This is a genomic window from Leifsonia naganoensis, from assembly GCF_013410615.1.
GTDB lineage: Bacteria > Actinomycetota > Actinomycetes > Actinomycetales > Microbacteriaceae > Leifsonia > Leifsonia aquatica.
On sequence record NZ_JACCHJ010000001.1, the window covers coordinates 529,183 to 549,478 of the forward strand.

19 protein-coding genes are annotated in these 20,296 nt (G+C 71.0%); 8 read left to right on the forward strand and 11 right to left on the reverse strand.

From position 1 onward, the window contains the following. Positions 1–75: 75 nt before the first annotated feature. The 3 genes from HNR14_RS02650 to HNR14_RS02660 are packed head-to-tail and all read right to left on the reverse strand — an operon-like array spanning position 76 to position 2,634. Positions 76–378 carry a thiamine-binding protein gene (locus HNR14_RS02650; protein WP_179699721.1) on the reverse strand — a complete coding sequence of 101 codons (303 nt, stop codon included), beginning with the start codon at positions 376–378 and terminating at the stop codon, positions 76–78. Then, positions 375–1,718: a glycosyltransferase 87 family protein gene (locus HNR14_RS02655; RefSeq protein ID WP_179699724.1), complete on the reverse strand. Its 1,344-nt coding sequence runs from the start codon at positions 1,716–1,718 to the stop codon at positions 375–377. Before HNR14_RS02655 ends, HNR14_RS02650 begins: the two co-directional genes overlap by 4 nt. Before the next feature lie 22 nt (positions 1,719–1,740). Next, complete coding sequence (locus tag HNR14_RS02660; protein WP_179699727.1) at positions 1,741–2,634, reverse strand: ADP-dependent NAD(P)H-hydrate dehydratase; 894 nt, start codon at positions 2,632–2,634, stop codon at positions 1,741–1,743. Positions 2,635–2,703: 69 nt separating this feature from the next. Between HNR14_RS02660 and HNR14_RS02665 the strand changes: the two genes are divergently transcribed. Together HNR14_RS02665 and HNR14_RS02670 are read left to right on the forward strand one after the other, a co-directional pair. Then, complete coding sequence (locus tag HNR14_RS02665; protein WP_021759660.1) at positions 2,704–3,321, forward strand: HAD family hydrolase; 618 nt, start codon at positions 2,704–2,706, stop codon at positions 3,319–3,321. A gap of 8 nt (positions 3,322–3,329) precedes the next feature. Further along, positions 3,330–4,415 (forward strand): NADH:flavin oxidoreductase/NADH oxidase, encoded by a 1,086-nt coding sequence (locus HNR14_RS02670; protein WP_179699730.1) that lies wholly within the window; start codon positions 3,330–3,332, stop codon positions 4,413–4,415. A gap of 38 nt (positions 4,416–4,453) precedes the next feature. On the opposite strand, the gene HNR14_RS02675 is transcribed toward HNR14_RS02670, so the two are convergent. Both HNR14_RS02675 and HNR14_RS02680 read right to left on the reverse strand, forming a co-directional pair. After that, positions 4,454–5,491 carry a hemolysin family protein gene (locus HNR14_RS02675; RefSeq protein ID WP_179699733.1) on the reverse strand — a complete coding sequence of 346 codons (1,038 nt, stop codon included), beginning with the start codon at positions 5,489–5,491 and terminating at the stop codon, positions 4,454–4,456. Next, positions 5,484–6,824 (reverse strand): hemolysin family protein, encoded by a 1,341-nt coding sequence (locus HNR14_RS02680; protein WP_021759667.1) that lies wholly within the window; start codon positions 6,822–6,824, stop codon positions 5,484–5,486. The genes HNR14_RS02675 and HNR14_RS02680 overlap by 8 nt, the downstream gene beginning before the upstream one ends. Before the next feature lie 206 nt (positions 6,825–7,030). Here HNR14_RS02680 and HNR14_RS02685 point away from each other — a divergent pair, with 206 nt between their 5' ends. Next, entirely contained in the window at positions 7,031–7,450 is a 420-nt protein-coding gene (locus HNR14_RS02685; RefSeq protein ID WP_179699739.1) for a hypothetical protein, read from the forward strand. On the opposite strand, the gene HNR14_RS02690 is transcribed toward HNR14_RS02685, so the two are convergent. The 3 genes from HNR14_RS02690 to guaB1 all read right to left on the reverse strand — a co-directional run bounded on the left by HNR14_RS02690 (position 7,447) and on the right by guaB1 (position 10,343). Then, the gene (locus HNR14_RS02690) at positions 7,447–8,103 is read right to left on the reverse strand and encodes a DUF305 domain-containing protein (RefSeq protein WP_179699742.1); all 657 of its coding nucleotides are present in this window, start codon (positions 8,101–8,103) and stop codon (positions 7,447–7,449) included. The genes HNR14_RS02685 and HNR14_RS02690 overlap by 4 nt on opposite strands. Positions 8,104–8,106: 3 nt before the next feature. Further along, positions 8,107–8,769, reverse strand: a complete 663-nt coding sequence (locus tag HNR14_RS21110) for a DUF3105 domain-containing protein (protein ID WP_179699745.1) — start codon at positions 8,767–8,769, stop codon at positions 8,107–8,109. A gap of 134 nt (positions 8,770–8,903) precedes the next feature. Next, complete coding sequence (guaB1, locus tag HNR14_RS02700; RefSeq protein ID WP_179699748.1) at positions 8,904–10,343, reverse strand: GMP reductase; 1,440 nt, start codon at positions 10,341–10,343, stop codon at positions 8,904–8,906. A 135-nt stretch (positions 10,344–10,478) separates the two neighbouring features. On the opposite strand from guaB1, the gene HNR14_RS02705 reads away from it, so the two are divergent. After that, entirely contained in the window at positions 10,479–14,312 is a 3,834-nt protein-coding gene (locus HNR14_RS02705) for a multifunctional oxoglutarate decarboxylase/oxoglutarate dehydrogenase thiamine pyrophosphate-binding subunit/dihydrolipoyllysine-residue succinyltransferase subunit (protein WP_179699751.1), read from the forward strand. A 108-nt stretch (positions 14,313–14,420) separates the two neighbouring features. Beyond that, positions 14,421–15,197, forward strand: a complete 777-nt coding sequence (locus tag HNR14_RS02710; RefSeq protein ID WP_021759680.1) for a VOC family protein — start codon at positions 14,421–14,423, stop codon at positions 15,195–15,197. 25 nt (positions 15,198–15,222) lie between these two features. On the opposite strand, the gene HNR14_RS02715 is transcribed toward HNR14_RS02710, so the two are convergent. Further along, positions 15,223–15,810: a TetR/AcrR family transcriptional regulator gene (locus HNR14_RS02715; protein WP_179699752.1), complete on the reverse strand. Its 588-nt coding sequence runs from the start codon at positions 15,808–15,810 to the stop codon at positions 15,223–15,225. 78 nt (positions 15,811–15,888) lie between these two features. Between HNR14_RS02715 and HNR14_RS02720 the strand changes: the two genes are divergently transcribed. Further along, entirely contained in the window at positions 15,889–16,821 is a 933-nt protein-coding gene (locus HNR14_RS02720; RefSeq protein WP_179699754.1) for an aldo/keto reductase, read from the forward strand. A 12-nt stretch (positions 16,822–16,833) separates the two neighbouring features. Here HNR14_RS02720 and HNR14_RS02725 read toward each other — a convergent pair whose 3' ends face one another. Both HNR14_RS02725 and HNR14_RS02730 read right to left on the reverse strand, forming a co-directional pair. Beyond that, a complete protein-coding gene (locus tag HNR14_RS02725) occupies positions 16,834–17,079 on the reverse strand; it encodes a zf-HC2 domain-containing protein (RefSeq protein WP_021759686.1) in 246 nt (81 codons plus the stop codon). Next, complete coding sequence (locus HNR14_RS02730) at positions 17,076–17,684, reverse strand: sigma-70 family RNA polymerase sigma factor (RefSeq protein ID WP_021759688.1); 609 nt, start codon at positions 17,682–17,684, stop codon at positions 17,076–17,078. The genes HNR14_RS02725 and HNR14_RS02730 overlap by 4 nt, the downstream gene beginning before the upstream one ends. A 180-nt stretch (positions 17,685–17,864) precedes the next feature. On the opposite strand from HNR14_RS02730, the gene aroA reads away from it, so the two are divergent. Both aroA and rsgA read left to right on the forward strand, forming a co-directional pair. Then, on the forward strand, positions 17,865–19,232 hold the full coding sequence (aroA, locus tag HNR14_RS02735) for a 3-phosphoshikimate 1-carboxyvinyltransferase (RefSeq protein WP_179699756.1): 1,368 nt from the start codon (positions 17,865–17,867) through the stop codon (positions 19,230–19,232). Next, positions 19,229–20,287 carry a ribosome small subunit-dependent GTPase A gene (rsgA, locus tag HNR14_RS02740; RefSeq protein WP_179699757.1) on the forward strand — a complete coding sequence of 353 codons (1,059 nt, stop codon included), beginning with the start codon at positions 19,229–19,231 and terminating at the stop codon, positions 20,285–20,287. Before aroA ends, rsgA begins: the two co-directional genes overlap by 4 nt. Positions 20,288–20,296: the final 9 nt, after the last annotated feature.

Genomic DNA, 20,296 nt, shown 5'->3' on the forward strand with positions numbered 1-20,296 from the left:
CGATCGGATGCCCGGAGAGCACTCGTCACGTAACGATCACGTGAAATCCGCACGATCACGTGAATTCGGCGGCGCTCAGGCGTCGAGCGCGGCCTCCAGGCGCTCCAGCTTGCCGTCGAGCTCGCCGGTGTGACCGGGGCGGATGTCGGCCTTGAGGACCAGCGAGACCCGGGTACCGAACGCACCGACGGACTCGGTGGCGCGGCGGACGACGTCGAAGACCTCGTCCCACTCGCCCTCGATCTCGGTGAACATCGAGGAGGTGCGGTTCGGGAGGCCCGACTCGCGGACGATGCGGACGGCGGCGGCGACCGCGTCGTGCACGGAGTCGGAGCCGTCGGGGCCGCCGCTCGGGGCGACGGAGAAGGCGACGATCATGGTGTTTCCTCTCGGAGCGGGGCGCCCGCCGCCGCGGCGACAGGTGCGCGGAACGGCCAGACCCGGGTGGGCACGGTGTCGTAGACGGCATCGTCGGCGTGCCGATGACGCCACAGCGCGCCGATCGCCCAGCCGAGGATGACGAAGTACATGACGTTGCGGACGGTGAGCACGGCGACCATCCCCGGGTCGGGGATCAGCAGGTAGTCGTACAGGAACGGGTACAGCACCTGGGTGAGTCCCGCGGTGGCGAGGACGAGGAGCGCCGGGGTGCGGAAGCCCCTCCCCTGGTAGACGAGCCCGATGACGACCGGCGCGGCGAGCCAGGTGATGTACTGCGGCGATCCGACCTTGTTGAACGCGATGAGGGCCGTCACGATCGCGAGGGAGAGCTCCGGCAGGATGCGCGTGTACGGGGTCCGGCGGTGCAGCGCCCGGATGCCGAGGAGTGCGACGACCACGCACGTGATGGCGAGCAGCGGGTTCATCAGCGACCCCGCCAGCTCGGTGCCCGCGCCGCTCACCTGGAAGGTGATCAGCTGGGAGTCGTAGTAGACGGCCGCGCCGGGGACGTGGAAGGCGGCCTGCCACATCCAGAACGTGCTCACGGGCGCCTCGATCTGGATGCCGCGGCCGGTCTGCATGGTGATGAAGCTGAGGAGGTGCATCCCGGCGCCGAAGATGAGCGGAACCGCCACGATGACGGCCGACGTGACGACCGCGACCACCACGATGTGCCAGCGGGTCCGGAGCGCGACGACGGCGGCGACGAGCACGGCGGCCGGCCACACCTTGATCCAGGTGGCGACCGTGAGAACCACGACGGCCGCCCGCTCGTGGACGGCGAGCCACAGCAGCCCCACGATCGCGAGCGCTGCCGCGACGGAGTCGAGCCGGCCGACGGCGATCGGTCCGAGCAGCAGCAGGAACCCGAGCCACCACCAGGCGGCGACGATGCGGCGCGGATCCCGGCCGACGATGAGCGTCGCGAACGCCGCCGCATCCAGCAGCAGCACCATGGTGAGCCAGCCGCCCACGTAGTTGTCGACGCCGAAGAGCAGCGGGAGCATCACGGGCACCAGCGCCCCGAAGGGGTACACCCAGTCGGAGTCGACCCCGACGATCTGCGTGCCCTGCGCGGCGAGCTGCGCCCACGGCTTGTAGACGAAGTACACGTCGCCGAGACCCTTGCCGCCCTCCAGGGCGAGGCCGCCGATGATCAGGTGCACGAGCAGGAAGCCAATCCAGAGCGCGAGGGGATGCGCGAGCGCCCGGCGCAGCGCCCCCGGGGCCGACGCCGGAGCGGCCGACGCCGATATCGGCGCTGCGTCCATCCCCATGCGCCTCATCCTAGGGGACGCCTCAGACCGCTCCCCTGGGAGCACGACCGCGCTCTCTGAGAAGATCGCGGACCACGTGCGGCACCGCCTCCGCGATGTCGAGAGCGACGATCGGTGCGCCGTCGGAGGCGCGCTCCCCCGCACGTCCGTGCACCCAGGCCGCCGTCGCGGCGAGCGCGGCGAGCGCCTCGTGGCCGCGCGCTGCGATCTCGTCGGCGTGCGTGGCGACCAGTGCGCCCAGGATGCCGCCGAGCACGTCTCCGCTGCCCGCGGTCGCGAGCCACGCGGGACCGGCGGTGACGGTGAAACGGCCGCCGGACGGGACGGCGATGTTCGTGGTGTGCCCCTTCAGGAGCACGGTGACGCCGAGGCTGCGGGCGGCGCGGGCGGCCCAGGCCGCCGGATCCGCCGCGATCTCGGCCGCGGTCACCGCGTCGGAGTCGTCATCCGCCTGCGCGGCCAGCATGCCGGCCAGCTCGCGGTAGTGCGGGGTCACCACGACCGGCGCGACGGCCGAGCGGACGAGATCGAGCGCTCCCGCATCCACCACCAGCGGCGTGCCGTCGGCGAGGGCCGCCTTGAGGCGGAGCAGGTCGTCAGAGGGGCGTGCGCTCGCGTCCATCCCGGAACCGATCAGCCACCCCTGCACGCGCCCGCCGGCCGAGACGGCCTCGGGACGACGGCGCAGGACCTCTTCGGCGGGTCGCGGCGCGCCGAGATACCGGATCATCCCGACGCCGGTGCGAGCCGCTGCCTCCACCCCGAGCACGGCGGCGCCCGGGTAGCGGTCCGACCCGGTCACGACGCCGAGCACTCCGCGGGAGTACTTGTCACTGGCCTCGCCGGGCACCGCGATCCACTCGGCGGCGTCGGCCTCTCCCCATTCGCGGACCCGGTCCTTCTGCGCGTCGTTCATCGCACCTCCTCCCCCCACGATAGGTTCTCCGGCCGCAATGGGCCCGTCCGCCCGCGATAAGTTGGGGGCATGGGCATCAGCATCCCCGGCAGAGTGGTCGTCTTCGACTACGGCGAGGTCATCTCCGTCACCCCCACCGAGGCGGATCGCACCGCGCTGGTGGAGCTGGCGGGCGGCGATCGCGATGTGTTCTGGCCCGCCTATTGGCGGCACCGCCACGACCTCGATCAGGGCACGCTCGGCATCCAGCAGTACTGGCGCGGGATCGAGCGCGAGCTCGGCGAGAAGTGGGACGACGCGACCATCCACCGGCTGTGGCTGGCCGACTTCCGCAGCTGGCTCACCATCGACCCCGGCACCCTCGACGTGCTCATCGACCTGCAGGAGGGCGGCACCCGACTGGCCCTGCTGTCGAACGCGGGTCGCGATTTCGGCTCGTACTTCCGTCACGGCACGCTCGGAGATCTGTTCGAGCAGGTGTTCGTGAGCGGCGAGCTCGGGACCATCAAGCCCGACGCCGCGATCTTCGAGCACGTGCTGGAGGCGCTCGGCGTCACGCCCGAGCAGACGGTCTTCATCGACAACAAGGAGGAGAACGTCCGCGGCGCCGAAGCGGTCGGCATCGCGGGGCACGTGTTCACGACCTCCGCGGACCTGCGGGCATATCTCGAGGGCCTGGCGGCTTAGACCTGTCGATGACTACTCTCTTCGATCCATACACCGTGCGGGGAGTGACGGCCCGCAACCGCCTCTGGACCTCTCCGATGTGCCAGTACTCCGTGCTCGACCGCTCGGGTGTCCCGCAGCCGTGGCACCTCGTGCACCTCGGCTCGATCGCCGCCGGCGGCAGCGGCATCGTCTTCACCGAGGCCACCTCGGTCAGCCCCGAGGGGCGCATCTCGCCGGAGGACACCGGCATCTGGACGGACGAGCAGGCGGAGGCCTGGCGCCCGATCGCCGACTTCATCGCCGGCCAGGGCGCCGTGCCCGGCATCCAGCTCGCCCACGCCGGCCGCAAGGCGTCGAGCTGGGCGGCCTGGGGCTTCGAGGACCGCACCGGCGGCTCGGTGCCGCTGGACGAGGGAGGCTGGACCACCGTCGCACCCTCGGCGGAGGCGTTCGGCGACATGGCCGTCCCGGTCGCTCTCGACCTGGCCGGGATCGACACGGTGGTCGAGGACTTCCGCGCGGGCGCGCGCCGCGCGGTCGACGTCGGCTTCCGCATCCTGGAGCTGCACGCCGCCCACGGCTACCTGCTGCACCAGTTCCTCTCCCCGCTCGCCAACCACCGCGGGGACGAGTACGGCGGGTCCCTCGAGAACCGCGCCCGCCTGCTGCTGCGCATCGTGACCGCGGTGCGCGAGGAGGTCGGCGAGGACGTGCCCCTCTTCGTCCGCTTCTCCGGCAGCGACTGGGCTCCGGGAGGCTGGGACGAGCAGCAGACCGCGACCGTCGCCGGCTGGGCGCAGGAGGCCGGGGCCGACTTCTTCGACGTCTCGAGCGGCGGCATCGCGGCCGGCATCCGCATCCCGATCGGGCCCGGCTACCAGGTCCCGTTCGCCGAGCACGTGCGGTCGTCGGCCGAGGTCCCGGTCAGCGCGGTCGGCCTCATCACGACCCCGCAGCAGGCGGCGGACATCGTCGAGAGCGGCGCCGCCGACGCGGTGATGCTGGCGCGCGAGATCCTGCGCGACCCGCACTTCCCGCTCCGGGCCGCTCACGAGCTCGGCGCGACCATCGACTACTGGCCGCCGCAGTACCTGCGCGCGCAGTGGCGCTGAGGCTCCCGAACCGCTGACACCGCGACGCGGCCCGGCGCTCAGGAGCGCCGGGTCGCGTCCTGCACTTCGCCGACGAGCTCCTCGATGATGTCCTCGAGGAACAGCACGCCGGCAGTCTCGCCTTCGGCGTCCACGACGCGCGCCAGGTGGCTGCCCGAGCGACGCATCGTCGCGAGGGCGTCCTCCAGGTCGCTGTCGACGAACACCGTCACCAGCCGGCGCACGCGCTTGGCGGGGACGGGGAGCTCGAAGCCGGTCTCCTCGAGGTCGAGCACGTCCTTGAGGTGCAGGTAGCCGGTGGGCTCGCCCTCCGAGTCGGGCACGACGTAGCGGGAGAAGCCGTGCTTCGCGACCGCGCGCTCGACATCGGCGGGGGTGGGCGCCGGCGGCAGCGAGACGAGGGTGCCCGGGAGCACCATGACGTCGCGCACCTTCTTCTCCGTGAACTCGAACGCCGCGGTGAGCGCGCCGGTGCGGTCCATCAGCACGCCCTCGCGCGTCGACTGGTTCACGATGGTCGCGACCTCGTCGAGCGTGAACGTGCTGGCCGCCTCGTCCTTCGGCTCCACCCGGAACAGGCGCAGGACGCTGTTCGCCGTCGCGTTGAGCGCGACGATGATCGGGCGGACGGCCCGGCCGATCGCCACCAGGGGCGGCGCGAGCAGCAGGGCGGCCCGGTCGGGCATCGAGAAGGAGATGTTCTTCGGCACCATCTCGCCGAAGACCACGTGCAGGAACGACACGAGCACCAGAGTCACGATGAACGCGACTGTGCCGATGACCTCCTCCGACCATCCCGTCGCGTGGAGGGGGACCTCCAGCAGGTGGTGGATGGCCGGCTCGGAGACGTTAAGGATGAGCAGCGAGCAGACGGTGATGCCGAGCTGCGTGGTCGCCAGCATCAGCGTGGCGTGCTCCATCGCGTAGAGCGCGGTCTTGGCGCTGCGCTTACCGCGCTCGGCGAGGGGCTCGATCTGCGAGCGACGCGCGGAGATGACGGCGAACTCGGCGCCGACGAAGAAGGCGTTAACCAGCAGCAGGACGACCAGCCAGACGATCCCGATCCAGTCACTCATGGCGCACCCCCTCCGCGGTCGGGTCCGTCACCGGGTCGGGCGTGTACCGGATGCGGTCGACGCGCCGCCCCTCCAGGCGCTCGACGCGCAGCGTGCCGCCCTCGATCGGGACCTCGTCGCCCACCTTCGGCAGGCGGCCGAGCTCGTTCATGACGAAGCCGGCGACGGTCTCGTACGGTCCCTCCTCGGGCACGGTGACCCCGGCGCGCTCCTCGAGCTCGTCGGGGCGCAGGATGCCGGGGAAGGTGATGGAGTCGCGGCCGCGCACGACTCCGGCGCGGGTGCGGTCGTGCTCGTCGGCGACCTCGCCGACGATCTCCTCGACGAGGTCCTCGAGGGTCGCGATGCCGGAGGTCCCGCCGTACTCGTCGACGACGACGGCCATCTGGTAGCCGCGGCCGCGCAGCTCGCCGAGCAGCGTCTCCAGGTTCATCGTCTCGGGCACGCGCAGCGCGTCGGTCTGCAGGGCCGAGACGGGCACCTTGGCGCGGCGCTCGCGCGGCACGGCGACCGCTTGCTTGACGTGCACGAACCCGACGACGTCGTCCACGTCCTCGTCGACGACGGGGAAGCGGGAGAAGCCGGAGCTCCGGGCCAGCCCGATCACGGCCTGCGCCGGATCGGTGCGGCGGACGGTCTCGATGCGGGGGCGCGGGGTCATCACATCGGAGGCGTTGCGGGTGGAGAAGGCGAGAGTGCGGCTCAGCAGCGTGGCCGTATCGGCCTCCAGCACTCCCGCACTCGCGGAGCGCCGGACGAGCGACGAGAGCTCCTCGGCGGTGCGGGCGCCCGAGAGCTCCTCCTTCGGCTCGATGCCGAGCAGGCGCAGGAACCCGTTGGCGGTGCCGTTCAGCAGCGCGATGAACGGCCGGAACACCGTGGTGAACACGGTCTGGAACGGGATGACGAGCTTCGCCGTCGCGATCGGCAGGGCGAGCGCGAAGTTCTTCGGGACCAGTTCGCCGAGGATCATCGACAGGAGGGTCGCGACCAGGATGGCCACGATCGTCGCGATCGGCGTCACCGCCGCATCCGGCAGGCCGATCGCGAGCAGCGGACCGCGCAGGAGCGAGCTGATCGCGGGCTCCATCGTGTAACCGGTGAGCAGCGTGGTGAGCGTGATGCCGAGCTGCGCGCTGGAGAGATGGGTCGAGGTGATCTTCAGCGCCGCGATGGTCATCGACAGGCGGGACTCGCCACGGGCGCGCCGGGCCTCGAGGTCGCCGCGGTCGAGGTTCACGAGCGCGAACTCGCTCGCGACGAAGAGGCCGGTGCCGATCGTCAACAGCAATCCGACGCCGAGGAGGAGCCACTCAGAGAGCACGGTGGTCACCCCGCTCGCGCCGGCACGGCGGACTCGGGAGCTGGAATGGGCTACAAGAAGGAGGGTCGTCCATTTCCCGGCCAGTATAGCGGCGCGGTCTGCGAGGCATCGCAGTGGATCCGGGGTGGATTCCCAGCGTCTCCATCGAACCGCCATAGTCGCCGCGCAGGGCCGCCTCCGACAGTGACCTCAGCACCCACCCGAGAGGAACCGTCATGAGCACCGCCGACCCGAACGCCGCCGTCCCGAACCCGGGATGGCCGCAGCAGTCCGTCCCTCCGCAGCCGTCCGTCCCGCCGCAGCAGCCCGCTCCGCACTACGCGCCCCCGCAGCCGGCGCCGCACCAGACGTGGCAGCAGCCTGTCGCCGCGAAGCCCGCCGCGAACGGCAGCATCCTGCACCGCTGGCCGGTCTGGGCGCAGAACACCGCGATCATCGTCGGCGCCGTCGCCGTGCTCGCGATCGTGTTCTTCGCCGGCTTCTTCACCGGGCACGCGACCGACGGCCCGCAGCGGGGAGGCTTCGGCACGAACCAGAACTTCGATCCGCGCCAATTCGGCGGCGGCACCGGCGGCGGCTCGACCCAGCAGGGCGGCGGCGCCACCGGCGGCACGACCCAGGGCGACGGCTCCTAGGCCCTGGCTGCGAGCATCGTCTCCATCAGCGCGATCTCGGCGTTCTGACTCGAGACCACCCCGGAGGCGAACGTGCGCACGGTGCGGTCCTCGCTGCGCGCGAGGACCGCATCGGCCATCTCGACCGCGCCGCGGTGGTGGGCGATCATCAGCGTGAGGAACACACGTTCGGCCTCCACGCCCGAGGCGGCGCGCAGCTGCGCGATCTGCGCGGGCGTCGCCAGCCCCGGCATCGGCTCCCCCGGCGCATGGGCACCGCCGCCGTGGTCGTGGGCACCTGCTGTGCCGCCGACGGTGGCCGGGCGCGTCATCCACGTCATGGAGGGCTCGGCGGCCGCCTGCGGCAGCCCCCAGCCGGTCAGCCAGCCGTACAGCTGACCGGCCTGCTGGCTCTGCGTCGTGGCGATGTCGTAGGCGAGGAGGCGCGTCTCCGCGTCGTCGGTGCGGTCGCGCACGATCATCGCGAGCTCGACGCCCTGCTGATGGTGCTCCTGCATGTCGCGGGCGAAGCCGGCCTCGGCGCTCGTCGTCCCCGGCGTCTGCGGTGCGCCCACGCTCAGCCGGCCCGCCGAGAAGGCGAGCACCCCGGTGACCGCGACGATCACCAGGCCCGCGAGCACGAGCGGCCACGCCCGTCCCGGCGCGCGACCCATCGGCTAGGAGACCTTGCCGGGGGCGTCGAACGCGCCCGTGCACGAGGCACCCGGCTCGGGCACCGACGAGCTCTGCCAGTACGCCTCGAAGAACTTCGCGATGCGGGGGTCGTCGGCCCTCTGCACCTGCAGCTGCACGTTCCAGCCGCTCAGCACGATCGGGGCCGGGAGGTCGTCGTACGGCGACAGGACCGCGTACGTTCGCGGGATCTTCGTCTTCAGCATGTCGAGCTGGCTCGCGGGGAGATCCGGCGAGTACGTGACCCAGATCGCCCCGTGCTCCAGAGAGTGGACGGCGTTCTCGTTCGGCACCGGCTGGTCATACACGCCGCAATTGAGCCACATGGGGTTGTGCTCGCCGCCGGCGGGTGGCGTCTGCTTGTAGTCCACGGCGCCCGTCACATGCCCGGCCGTGTTGTCGAACGTCTTCACGCCCTCGATGGCGACGTTCTTCCCGCCGGCCTCGTACGTCGCGGCCTTCGGAGCGGTCACGATGATCGTCGCCACCAGCGCCACCACCGCGACCACGCCGGCGATGGCCGACCCGATCCCGATCCAGCGGTTGCGCGTGCGGCGCGCCTGCTCCTTCTTGAACTGCTCGAGCTTCGCCGCTCGGGCCTCGGCCTGACGCTGCTTGCGATTCGGGGCGGACGGGGATGGGGTCACGACGGGCCTCATTTCGACGTGGAGCGTGCGCTCCGACGGGGGTGGGGTCGTCGGGGACAACCCGTTCGCGAGAGTCTCGCATTTCCGCCGGGCCGGCGCTCACAGATCCTTCTCAGCCCCGAAGGGCCTCCGCGCTACCAGCTGACCGGCAGCGCCTTGCCCTCCTCGTAGCCCGCGGCCGACTGGATGCCGACGAGCGCGCGCTCATGGAACTCGGCGACGCTGCGCGCCCCGGCGTACGTGAAGGAGCTGCGGACGCCCGTGGTGATCATGTCGAGCAGGTCCTCGACCGACGGGCGCAGCGGGTCGAGGTAGATGCGCGAACTGGAGATGCCCTCGGCGAAGAGCGTCTTGCGCGCGAGGTCGTAGGCGTCGAGGCGCTCGAACCGGCCGTTGACCGCCTTCGTGCTCGCCATGCCCCAGCTCTCCTTGTAGAGGGCGCCGCGCTCGTCACGGTCGAGCGTGCCCGGCGCCTCGATCGTTCCGGCGAACCAGGAGCCGATCATCACGGAGGCGCCGCCGGCCGCGAGAGCGAGGGCGACGTCGCGCGGGTAGCGCACCCCGCCGTCGGCCCACACGTGGGCGCCGAGCTCGCGGGCCGTCTCGCTGGTCTCGAGCACCGCCGAGAACTGCGGACGGCCGACCGCGGTCATCATGCGGGTGGTGCACATCGCGCCGGGACCGACGCCGACCTTCAGGATGTCCGCGCCGGCGGCGACGAGGTCGCGCACGGCCTGCTCGGTGACGACGTTGCCGGCGACGATCGGCAGACCGAGACCCAACTCCTTCACGGTGCGGATGGCGCGGCGCATGCCGTCCTGGTCGCCGTGGGCCGTGTCGATCACGAGCACGTCGACGCCTGCCGCGGCGAGCGCCGTGGCCTTGCCCGCGACATCGCCGTTGATGCCGACCGCCGCGGCGACGCGGAGGCGGCCGGAGGCGTCGACCGCCGGGGTGTAGATCGTGGAGCGCAGCGCGCTCTTCTTGCTCAGCGTGCCGACGAGTCGACCGTGGTCGAGCACCGGCGCGAACTCGAGCCCGGCCGCATCCATCACCTCGAACGCGGCGCGGCCGTCGGTGAGGTCCTCGGCATCGAGGGAGGTCAGTGTGCCGTGGAGGAGGTCGCCGATGCGGGCGTCGGGCAGGGCGGAGCCGAGCTGCACCGCGGCGAGGCAGCCGAGGAACGCGCCCGACTGGTCGTGCACGACGATTCCGTGGCCTTCGACGGCCGGGATGCGGCGGAGCACGTCGGCGACGGTCTCCTCCGGGGTGGCGGGGTACGGGGTGTCGAAGGCGACGGGCTGAGCCTTGACCCAGCGGATCGCCTCGTCGAGGTCCTGGAGGTGCATGTCCTGCGGGAGGACGCCCAGGCCGCCGCGCCGGGCGAGGGTCGCGGCGAGGCGCTTGCCCGTCACCGAGTTCATGTTCGCGGACACGATGGGGATCGTCGCCCCCGTGCCGTCCCCCGGAGCGAGGGAGACGTCCAGTCGACTCGTCACGTCCGAGCGGGACGGGACGAGGAAGACGTCCGAGTAGGTGAGATCGTGGCGCGGCGTCGTTCCATAGAACTGCATGGGAATAACGGTATCGCCCCCGACTGGGCGCCTGCACGGATGCGCCGATGGGATTAGGCTTGATGTTCGGATGGAAGCGGGCGGCCACAAGCCGCCCGATCGGACGAAATCAATGGAGAGAGTGGGCGAGCGGCTGTGTCGAGCCAATTGACCGGAGTGGGAACCGACGACGGATCGTCGGGCGAGTTCGGGGCCAACGAATGGCTCGTGGACGAGCTGTACGAGCAGTTCGTCAAGGACAGGAACTCGGTCGACAAGTCCTGGTGGCCGACCCTCGAGAGCTACCGCCCCACGGTCAAGGACGGCGACGCGGACGCCTCCCTCCCCTCGCCCGACGAGACCCCCGCACCCACCCCGGCCGAGCCGGTCGTCCCGACGCCCAGCGAGCCGACGGCCCCGTCGCCGGCCGAGCCGACGGTCCCCGCCCCCACGGAGCCGCCGAGCACCCCGTCGGACGCCCACCCCGTCACCACCCCGATCCCCGTGATCGGCAGTCAGCCCGTCGCGCGCACCACCTCGGTGGCGCCGAAGCCCGCGCCGGTCCCGGCCGACGCGCCCGTCACCTCCCCCAACTCCGTCGTCGGCGACGGCGAGGAGGCGGAGGACAAGGTCACCCCGCTGCGCGGCATGGCCAAGTCGCTCGCGACCAACATGGACGCCTCGCTCACGGTCCCCACCGCGACCAGCGTGCGCACCATCCCGGCGAAGCTGATGATCGACAACCGCATCGTCATCAACAACCACCTCAAGCGCGCCCGCGGCGGCAAGGTCTCCTTCACCCACCTCATCGGCTGGGCGCTGATCAAGGCGCTCAAGGAGTTCCCGAGCCAGAACGTCTTCTACGACGAGGTCGACGGCAAGCCGTCGGTCGTCGCCCCCGCCCACATCAACCTCGGCATCGCGATCGACATCCCGAAGCCGGACGGCACCCGTGCCCTCCTCGTCCCGAGCATCAAGCGCGCCGACACGATGCGCTTCGGCGACTACCTCGCCGCCTACGAGGAGCTCGTGCAGAAGGCTCGCGCCAACAAGCTGACCGCCGGCGACTTCGCGGGCACCACGATCTCGCTCACCAACCCGGGCGGCATCGGCACCGTGCACTCGGTCCCCCGCCTGATGAAGGGGCAGGGCGCGATCATCGGCGCCGGCGCCCTCGAGTACCCGGCGGAGTTCCAGGGCTCGAGCGAGAAGACCCTCGCCGGCCTCGCGATCGGCAAGACGATCACGCTCACCAGCACCTACGACCACCGCGTCATCCAGGGCGCCGGCTCCGGCGAGTTCCTCAAGATCGTGCACGAGCTCCTGATCGGCAAGCGCACCTTCTACGAGGACATCTTCGCCGAGCTGCGCATCCCGTACGCCCCCATCCGCTGGAACCCGGACATCAGCGTCGACCTGGCCAGTGCCGTCGACAAGACGGCCCGCGTCCAGGAGCTCATCAACTCGTTCCGCGTGCGCGGCCACCTGATGGCCGACATCGACCCGCTCGAGTACAAGCAGCGCTCGCACCCCGACCTCGAGATCGAGACCCACGGCCTCACCTTCTGGGACCTCGACCGCGAGTTCGTGACCGGCCAGTTCGGCGACAAGCGCACCATGAAGCTGCGCGACATCCTCGGTGTGCTGCGCGACTCGTACTGCCGCACGGTCGGCATCGAGTACATGCACATCCAGGACCCGGCCCAGCGCAAGTGGTTCCAGGACAAGCTGGAGCGCGCCTACGAGAAGCCGACCCACGACGAGCAGCTGCGCATCCTCGGCAAGCTCAACGAGGCGGAAGCGTTCGAGACCTTCCTGCAGACCAAGTACGTCGGCCAGAAGCGGTTCAGCCTCGAGGGCGGCGAGTCCACCATCGCCCTGCTCGACACCATCCTCCAGGGCGCGGCCGAGGCCGAGCTCGACGAGGCCGCGATCGGCATGGCCCACCGCGGCCGCCTCAACGTCCTCACCAACATCGCGGGCAAGACCTACGGCCAGATCTTCCGCGAGTTCGAGGGCACGCAGGACCCGCGCACGGTCCAGGGCTCGGGCGACGTCAAGTACCACCTCGGCACCGAGGGCACCTTCAAGGGCGCCGGAGGCGAGGAGATCCCCGTCTACCTCGCGGCCAACCCGTCCCACCTGGAGGCCGTCGACGGCGTGCTCGAGGGCATCGTCCGCGCCAAGCAGGACCGCCGCCCCGCCGGCACGTTCCTCACCCTCCCGATCCTCATCCACGGCGACGCCGCGATGGCCGGCCAGGGCATCGTCGTCGAGCAGATGCAGATGTCGCAGCTGCGGGCGTACCGCACCGGCGGCACGATCCACGTCAACATCAACAACCAGGTCGGCTTCACGACGCCTCCCGGCGAGGGCCGCACGTCGGTCTACTCGACCGACGTCGCGAAGACCATCCAGGCGCCGATCTTCCACGTGAACGGCGACGACCCGGAGGCCGTCGTGCGCGTCGCACAGGTGGCGTTCGAGTACCGCCAGGAGTTCAAGCGCGACGTCGTCATCGACCTCATCTGCTACCGCCGCCGCGGTCACAACGAGGGCGACGACCCGTCGATGACGCAGCCGCTCATGTACAACCTCATCGAGGCGAAGCGCTCCGTGCGCCGCCTGTACACCGAGGCTCTCGTCGGCCGCGGCGACATCACCGAGGAGGAGTACGAGCAGGCGCACCGCGACTTCCAGGAGCGCCTGGAGCGCGCGTTCATGGAGACGCACGCGGCCCAGACCAACTCGACCCCGATCGTGACCGCCGACGGCGTCGCGGCCGGGCTCGAGCAGCCCGCCGCGCAGCAGGCCGACGACAACGTGGGAGAGCCGGAGACCACAGCCGTCTCGGAGCAGGTCATCCAGCTCATCGGCGATGCGTTCAACAACCCGCCCGCGGGCTTCAGCGTGCACCCCAAGCTGCAGCAGCTGCTCAACAAGCGCAGCGACATGAGCCGCAACGGCGGCGTGGACTGGGGCTTCGGCGAGCTGCTCGCCCTCGGCTCGGTCCTCATCGAGGGCACCCCGGTGCGTCTCGCCGGTCAAGACGCCCGCCGTGGCACGTTCGTGCAGCGTCACGCCGTGCTCCACGACCGGGTGAACGGTCAGGAGTGGTTGCCGCTCGCGAACCTCAGCGACAACCAGGCACGTCTCTGGATCTACGATTCGCTCCTGAGCGAGTACGCCGCGATGGGCTTCGAGTATGGCTACTCGGTCGAGCGCCCCGACGCCCTCGTGCTCTGGGAGGCCCAGTTCGGCGACTTCGCCAACGGCGCCCAGATCGTCATCGACGAGTTCATCTCCTCGGCCGAGCAGAAGTGGGGCCAGCGCTCGTCGCTCGTCCTGCTCCTCCCCCACGGCTACGAGGGCCAGGGACCGGACCACTCGAGCGCCCGCATCGAGCGCTACCTGCAGATGTGCGCCGAGAACAACATGACCGTGGCGCGTCCGTCGACGCCGGCGTCGTACTTCCACCTGCTGCGCCGTCAGGCGTACGCCCGCCCGCGCCGCCCGCTCGTCGTCTTCACGCCGAAGGCGATGCTGCGACTGCGCGGCGCGACCAGCGACGTGGCCGACTTCACGTCGGGCAAGTTCGAGCCGGTCATCGACGATGCGCGCATCACGGACAAGACCGCCGTCAAGCGCGTCCTGCTCCTGGCCGGCAAGCTCTACTACGACCTGCTCAACGAGCTGGACAAGAACCCGAACCCCGAGATCGCGCTGGTCCGCGTGGAGCAGTACTACCCGCTCCCCGGCGCCGAGCTCAAGGCCGTCGTCGACTCGTACCCCAACGCCGAGCTGGTGTGGGTGCAGGACGAGCCGGAGAACCAGGGCGCCTGGCCGTACATGATCCTGGAGACCTCCAAGCTGGGCCCGCGCCCGCTCGGCGTCGTCTCCCGCCCGCCGTCGGCCTCCCCGGCCGCCGGTTCGGCGAAGCGTCACGCACAGGAGCAGTCGGTCCTGATCCAGCGGGCGCTCACGCTCTAGCCGCGCCGCACGCGCTGCGCCGAAGGGCTGCCGGACCTTGGTCCGGCAGCCCTTCTCGCTCTCTCTCGGCCCTTCCGCGAGCCGCCGGACCCGGCGTACGTTGAGGGCATGACCGTCCTGACGAACCACCGCCTCGGCGAGCCCTGCTGGGTCGATCTCGCCTCGTCCGATGCCCCGCGCGCCCGCGACTTCTATACGGCCCTGTTCGGCTGGACCGCCGACGAGGCGGGTGCCGAGTACGGCGGTTACACCACGTTCCGCAAGGACGGCCGCACGGTGGCAGGGCTCGGCCCCGCGATGCCGGGAGCGCAGGCGGACGCGTGGCTCACCCATCTGCTCGTGGAGGACGCGGACGAGGCGGAGAAGGCCGCCGGCGACAACGGCGCGCAGTCACTCGCGCCGGCGATGGACGTCGGCGATCAGGGGCGCCTCGCCATCGTCGCCGACCCCGGGGGTGCCGTCGTCGGGCTGTGGGAGCCGCGGGAGCACCGCGGCTTCGAACTGGTCGCCGAGGTCGGCGGGATCGCGTGGCACGAGCTCTACGCGCGTGCCTACCCGGCGCAGATTGACTTCTACACGAAGGTGTTCGGCTGGCAGACGCAGGTCCTCGGCGACACCGCGGACTTCCGGTACGCCACGTTCGGCGACCCGGACGCGCCGAGCGGCGGCATCTACGACGCCGACGGCATGCTCCCTCCCGGCGTCCCGTCGCACTGGGTGGTGTACTTCGGGGTCGCGGACGCCGAGGCCGCATCGCAGCGCGTCGTCGAGCTCGGCGGAACGATCGTGCGCGACCCGTGGGACAGCGAGTTCGGGAGGTTCGCGCAGGCGACGGATCCCCTCGGCAGTCTCTTCTTCCTGCACCAGGTGGGGACCGGCAGCTGAGGCGAGCCGCGCCCTCACTCGATCGTCAGGGACGCGTGCGGAGGCCGTCGACGAGCAGGTCGAGCAGACGCGCGATCTGCGCCTCGTCGGCGACGTCGCGTGTCGCCAGGAAGAGCCCGACGAGGGCGGTCGTGACGTCGTCGGTCGCGAGGTCGCCGCGCAGGACGCCGGTCTCCGCCCCGGCCTGGAGGAAGGCTCCGATGGCGCCGTTCACGCGCTCGCGGGTGTGCGCCGTGTTCGCCGCGTCGGCGAGCGCCCCGGCACGCAGTGACTCCGCCATCCCGCGCTTCGTCATCACGAAGGCGGCGTAGCGGTCCAGCCACGTCCGGAGGGCCACGTCGGCCGGCCGTGCGTCATGCAGGTCGTCCGCCACCGCGATGACTGCGTCGAGCTCACTGGCGTAGACAGCCGCGACGAGGTCCTCACGGGTCGGGAAGTTTCGGTAGAGCGTGCCGATCCCGACGCCGGCATCCCGGGCGATGGCCTCGAGGGACACCTGCTCGCCACCCGCCGCGAACGCGGCACGTGCGGCGTCGACGAGAAGCGCGCGGTTGCGCGCGGCATCGGCGCGTGGTGCGCGCGAACGGGCCGTCGCGGTCTCTGGGGATGACAAAACGGAGGCTCCTCCGTATAGTGGATGAGTAAGCGGAGGTCCCTCCGCTCTCTGACGAGTATAGAGAAGAGCCACTCCATGAGCGACACCTCCCTCCGCCCCGGCGGCACCTACGATTTCGCCGGGCACTCGGTCGCGCGTATCGGTTATGGCGCGATGGCGCTGGAGCGGTTCGCCACCGATGCGGCGTCCGGCGAGCGCCTGCTCCGCCGAGCCGTCGAGCTCGGTATCGATCACATCGACACGGCCGACTTCTACGGCGACAGCGTGGCCAACGACCTCATCCGGCGCGCCATCCGGCCCGAGGACGACGTGCTCGTCGTCACCAAGGTGGGCGCCCTCAAGAACCCCGGCGGCCCCATCCCGCTGCGGCCGGGCCAGAAGCCGGAGGAGCTGCGGCACGCGGTGGAGGACAACCTCCGCTCACTCGGGCGCGACCGCCTCGACGTGGTCAACCTCCGCCGTCTCGACGTCGGCCCCGGCATCGAGGCGGAGGGCGACCAGCTCGTCGACCTCGACGATCAGATTGCGGAGCTCGTCGCACTGCGGGATTCCGGCGTCATCGGCGCCATCGGTCTGAGCGCCGTCGACATCGACACGCTGCGCCGCGCGCTGCCGGCGGGCATCGTGTGCGTGCAGAACGCGTACGGCGTCGTCGCGCGCCGCTTCGAGCCCCTGCTCGAACTCTGCGTCGCCGAGGGCATCGCCTGGGCGCCGTTCTTCCCGCTCGGCTCCGGCTTCCCCGGCATCCCGAAGGCGACGGAGCAGCCCGAGGTCATCGCCGCGGCCGAGCGGATCGGGGCGACGCCGGCACAGGTCGGACTGGCGTGGCTCCTCGGTCACGCGCCGAACGCGCTCGTGATCCCCGGGACATCGAGCGTCGAGCACTTGGCCGAGAACGTCGCCGTCGGCCGGATCACGCTGGACGCGTCGACGACGGCCGAGCTGGACGGGATGTGGGAGGCGCGATTCGCCGCAGCGGGCGAGCCCGCCCCGCAGTGGACCGACTGACCGACGAAGCGGTCAGTGGGCGGTCGCCTGGAACGACCGGATGCGCAGCAGCACCTCGGTGCGCAGCGTCTCGGGAGCCGTCTCCTTGCACGCCCGCTGCACCACCTCGGTCAGCACCACGTTGAGGTGCGCCTCGTTCGTGCACCCGTCGCAGTTCGCGAGGTGCTCACGAATGTCCGCCGCATCCTCGCGGCAGAGCTCGTTGCGCAGGTATTCTTCGAGGTCCTTCTTGGCCTTGTCACAGCCGCAGTCCGTCATTTCGTGCTCCTGGTGGTCTGCACGGCGGCGGGCTGGACAGCAGAGAGCCCGCGCTCGTGCGCGTAGTCGGTGAGGAGTTCCCGCAGCATCTTGCGACCGCGGTGCAGCCGGCTCATCACCGTGCCGATAGGGGTCTTCATGATGTCGGCGATCTCCTGGTAGGAGAATCCCTCCACATCGGCGAGGTAGACGGCCAGCCGGAAGTCCTCCGGGATGGCCTGCAGCGCGTCCTTGACGGCACTGTCGGGCAGGTGGTCGATCGCCTCGGCCTCGGCGGATCGGCTGGACGACGCGGAGATGGACTCCGCCCCTCCGAGCTGCCAGTCCTCGAGTTCGTCGATCGTCCCCTGATACGGCTCGCGCTGCTTCTTGCGGTACGTGTTGATGAACGTGTTGGTGAGGATGCGGTACAGCCACGCCTTGAGGTTCGTGCCCTGCTGGAACTGCGCGAACGCGGCGTACGCCTTGACGTACGTCTCCTGGACCAGGTCCTGTGCGTCTGCCGGGTTCCTGGTCATGCGGAGGGCCGCTGCGTACAGCTGGTCCATGAACGGCAGGGCCTGCTCCTCGAAGAGGCGACCGCTGTCCTCGGTTTCGGTGCTCATCAGGGGCAAGTCTAGTTGTGCCGCCGCCGAAGCGTCCCGACGGATGCGCATCGCGCCGCCGGAGCGGGTCCCGAGGGCTGCGCGACGGGTCGTCGCCACGCGTGGAGCGTCGAGAACGGCGGTCCTGGATGCCACGGGATGTCCTTCCTTCAGACGGGAACACGGATACCCTTGACAACAATGCTGATCTCGAAATATTCCGCTCCTGACTTCGATCCGTACGGCGACGCCCGCACGGAGGAGCCGAACACGCTCTGGCCCGCTCCCGTCGCCTCCGGCCCGGTCTCGGCGTCCGTGTCCCTGCCGGGATCGAAGTCGCTGACCGCCCGCGAGCTCGTCCTCGCCGCCCTCGCCGATGGACCGTCGCTGCTCCGTGCACCGCTGCACTCGCGCGATAGCGCCAACATGATCGAAGCGCTGCGGTCCCTCGGGGTGCGCATCGAGGAGAGGGGCGGCGACAGCGAGTTCGGCGCCGACCTCCTCGTGACCCCCGCCGAGGAGCTGCTGGGCAGCACGACCATCGAATGCGGCCAGGCCGGCACCGTCATGCGGTTCGTGCCGCCGGTCGCTGGGCTCGCCCTCGGCCCGACGTCGTTCGACGCGGACGACTCGGCCCGCGGACGCCCGATGGGCGCCATCGTCGCGGCCCTGCGCGCCCTCGGAGTCGACGTGAACGACGACGGTCGCGGCTCCCTCCCCTTCACCGTGCACGGAACCGGATCGGTCACCGGCGGCGCGATCAGCGTGGACGCCTCCAGCTCCAGCCAGTTCGTCAGCGCCCTGCTCCTCTCGGCCAGCCGCTTCGACGAGGGGCTCGATCTGACCCACTCCGGCGAGCGCCTCCCGAGCCTCCCGCACATCGAGATGACGATCGCCGCGCTGGCCGCGCGCGGCGTCGAGGTGGAGTCCCCCGAGGTCGGCCGCTGGATCGTGCGTCCGGGCGCCATCGCGGCGCTCGACGTCGACATCGAGCCCGACTTGTCGAACGCCGCGCCGTTCCTGGCGGCGGCGGTCGTGACCGGCGGCTCGGTCACGATCACCGGCTGGCCCGACGAGACCACGCAGGTGGGCGCCGATCTGGCTGACCTGCTCCCTCTGTTCGGTGCGACCGTGACCCGGGAGGGCGACCGTCTGACGGTCACCGGGCCCGAACGGGTCCGCGCCGTCGACCTCGACCTCACCACCGGCGGCGAGCTCGCGCCGGCACTCGTCGCGATCGCGGCGCTGGCCGACGGTCCGAGCGAGATCACCGGCATCGGCCACATCCGTCACCACGAGACGGACCGGCTCGCCGCGCTGGCCGCCGAGATCAACGGCCTCGGTGGCGCGGTCACCGAGCTCGAGGACGGCCTCCGCATCGAGCCGCGTCCGCTGCACGGCGGGGTGTGGCGCAGCTACGAGGACCACCGGATGGCAACCGCCGGCGCGATCGTCGGCCTCGTCGTCCCGGGCGTCGAGATCGAGAACGTCGCGACGACGGCGAAGACGCTGCCGCAGTTCACCCAGCTGTGGACCAGGATGCTCGCGGAAGGCACGACGCCGCAGTGACCGAGAACACGGGCGCCTGGTGGGCGGATGACGACGAGGACGACGAGTACGACGTCTACGACGAGTCGAACATCCGGTCGCGGCCGAACCCGAAGGGCAACCGGCCGCGCACCAAGACCCGCCCGGAGCATGCCGACGCCCGCATCGCGCGGGTGCTCGGCGTCGACCGCGGCCGTTACACGGTCCTGCTCGACGAGGACTCCGGCGACGAGCACCAGCTGACCGCCGCACGCGCGAGCGAGCTGCGCCGGCAGCCGATCGTGACCGGCGATCGCGTCGCCGTCGTCGGCGACACCACCGGCGAGGAGGGGACGCTGGCGCGGATCGTCCGCATCGAGGAGCGCACCACCCTGCTGCGCCGCAGCGCGGACGACACCGACGAGGTCGAGCGCATCGTCGTCGCGAACGCGGACCAGATGCTGATCGTCGTCGCCGCCGCGAACCCGGAGCCCCGCACCCGACTGGTCGACCGCTACCTGGTCGCCGCCTACGATGCCGGGATCGCGCCGATGCTCTGCGTCACGAAGATCGACCTGGCCGACCCCGGGCCCTTCCTCGAGAACTTCGCCGGGCTCGACCTGCCGGTCTTCACCAGCCGTGAGGACCGCATCCCGGTGGATGAGATCAAGGCCGCCCTCGTCGGTCACGACACCGTCGTCGTCGGGCACTCGGGCGTCGGCAAGTCCACGCTCGTCAACGAGATCGTCCCCGGAGCCCGCCGGGCCACCGGGCACGTCAACGTCGTGACGGGACGCGGGCGGCACACGTCGTCGTCGACGGTGTCCCTCCGTGTCGAGAACGGCGAGGGGCACGGCTGGGTGATCGACACCCCCGGGGTGCGCTCGTTCGGCCTCGGACACGTGAACACCGACAGCATCCTGAAGTCGTTCACCGATCTCGCGCTGCTCGCGGAGGACTGCCCGCGCGGATGCACGCACCTGCCCGACGCTCCGGACTGCGCCATCATGGAGGCCGTCGAGTCCGGCGCCCTGGGCGAGGCCGGAAAGGCGCGGCTCGACTCGCTGCAGCGCCTGCTCACGACCTTCGCCCGCTGATCCTCCTCA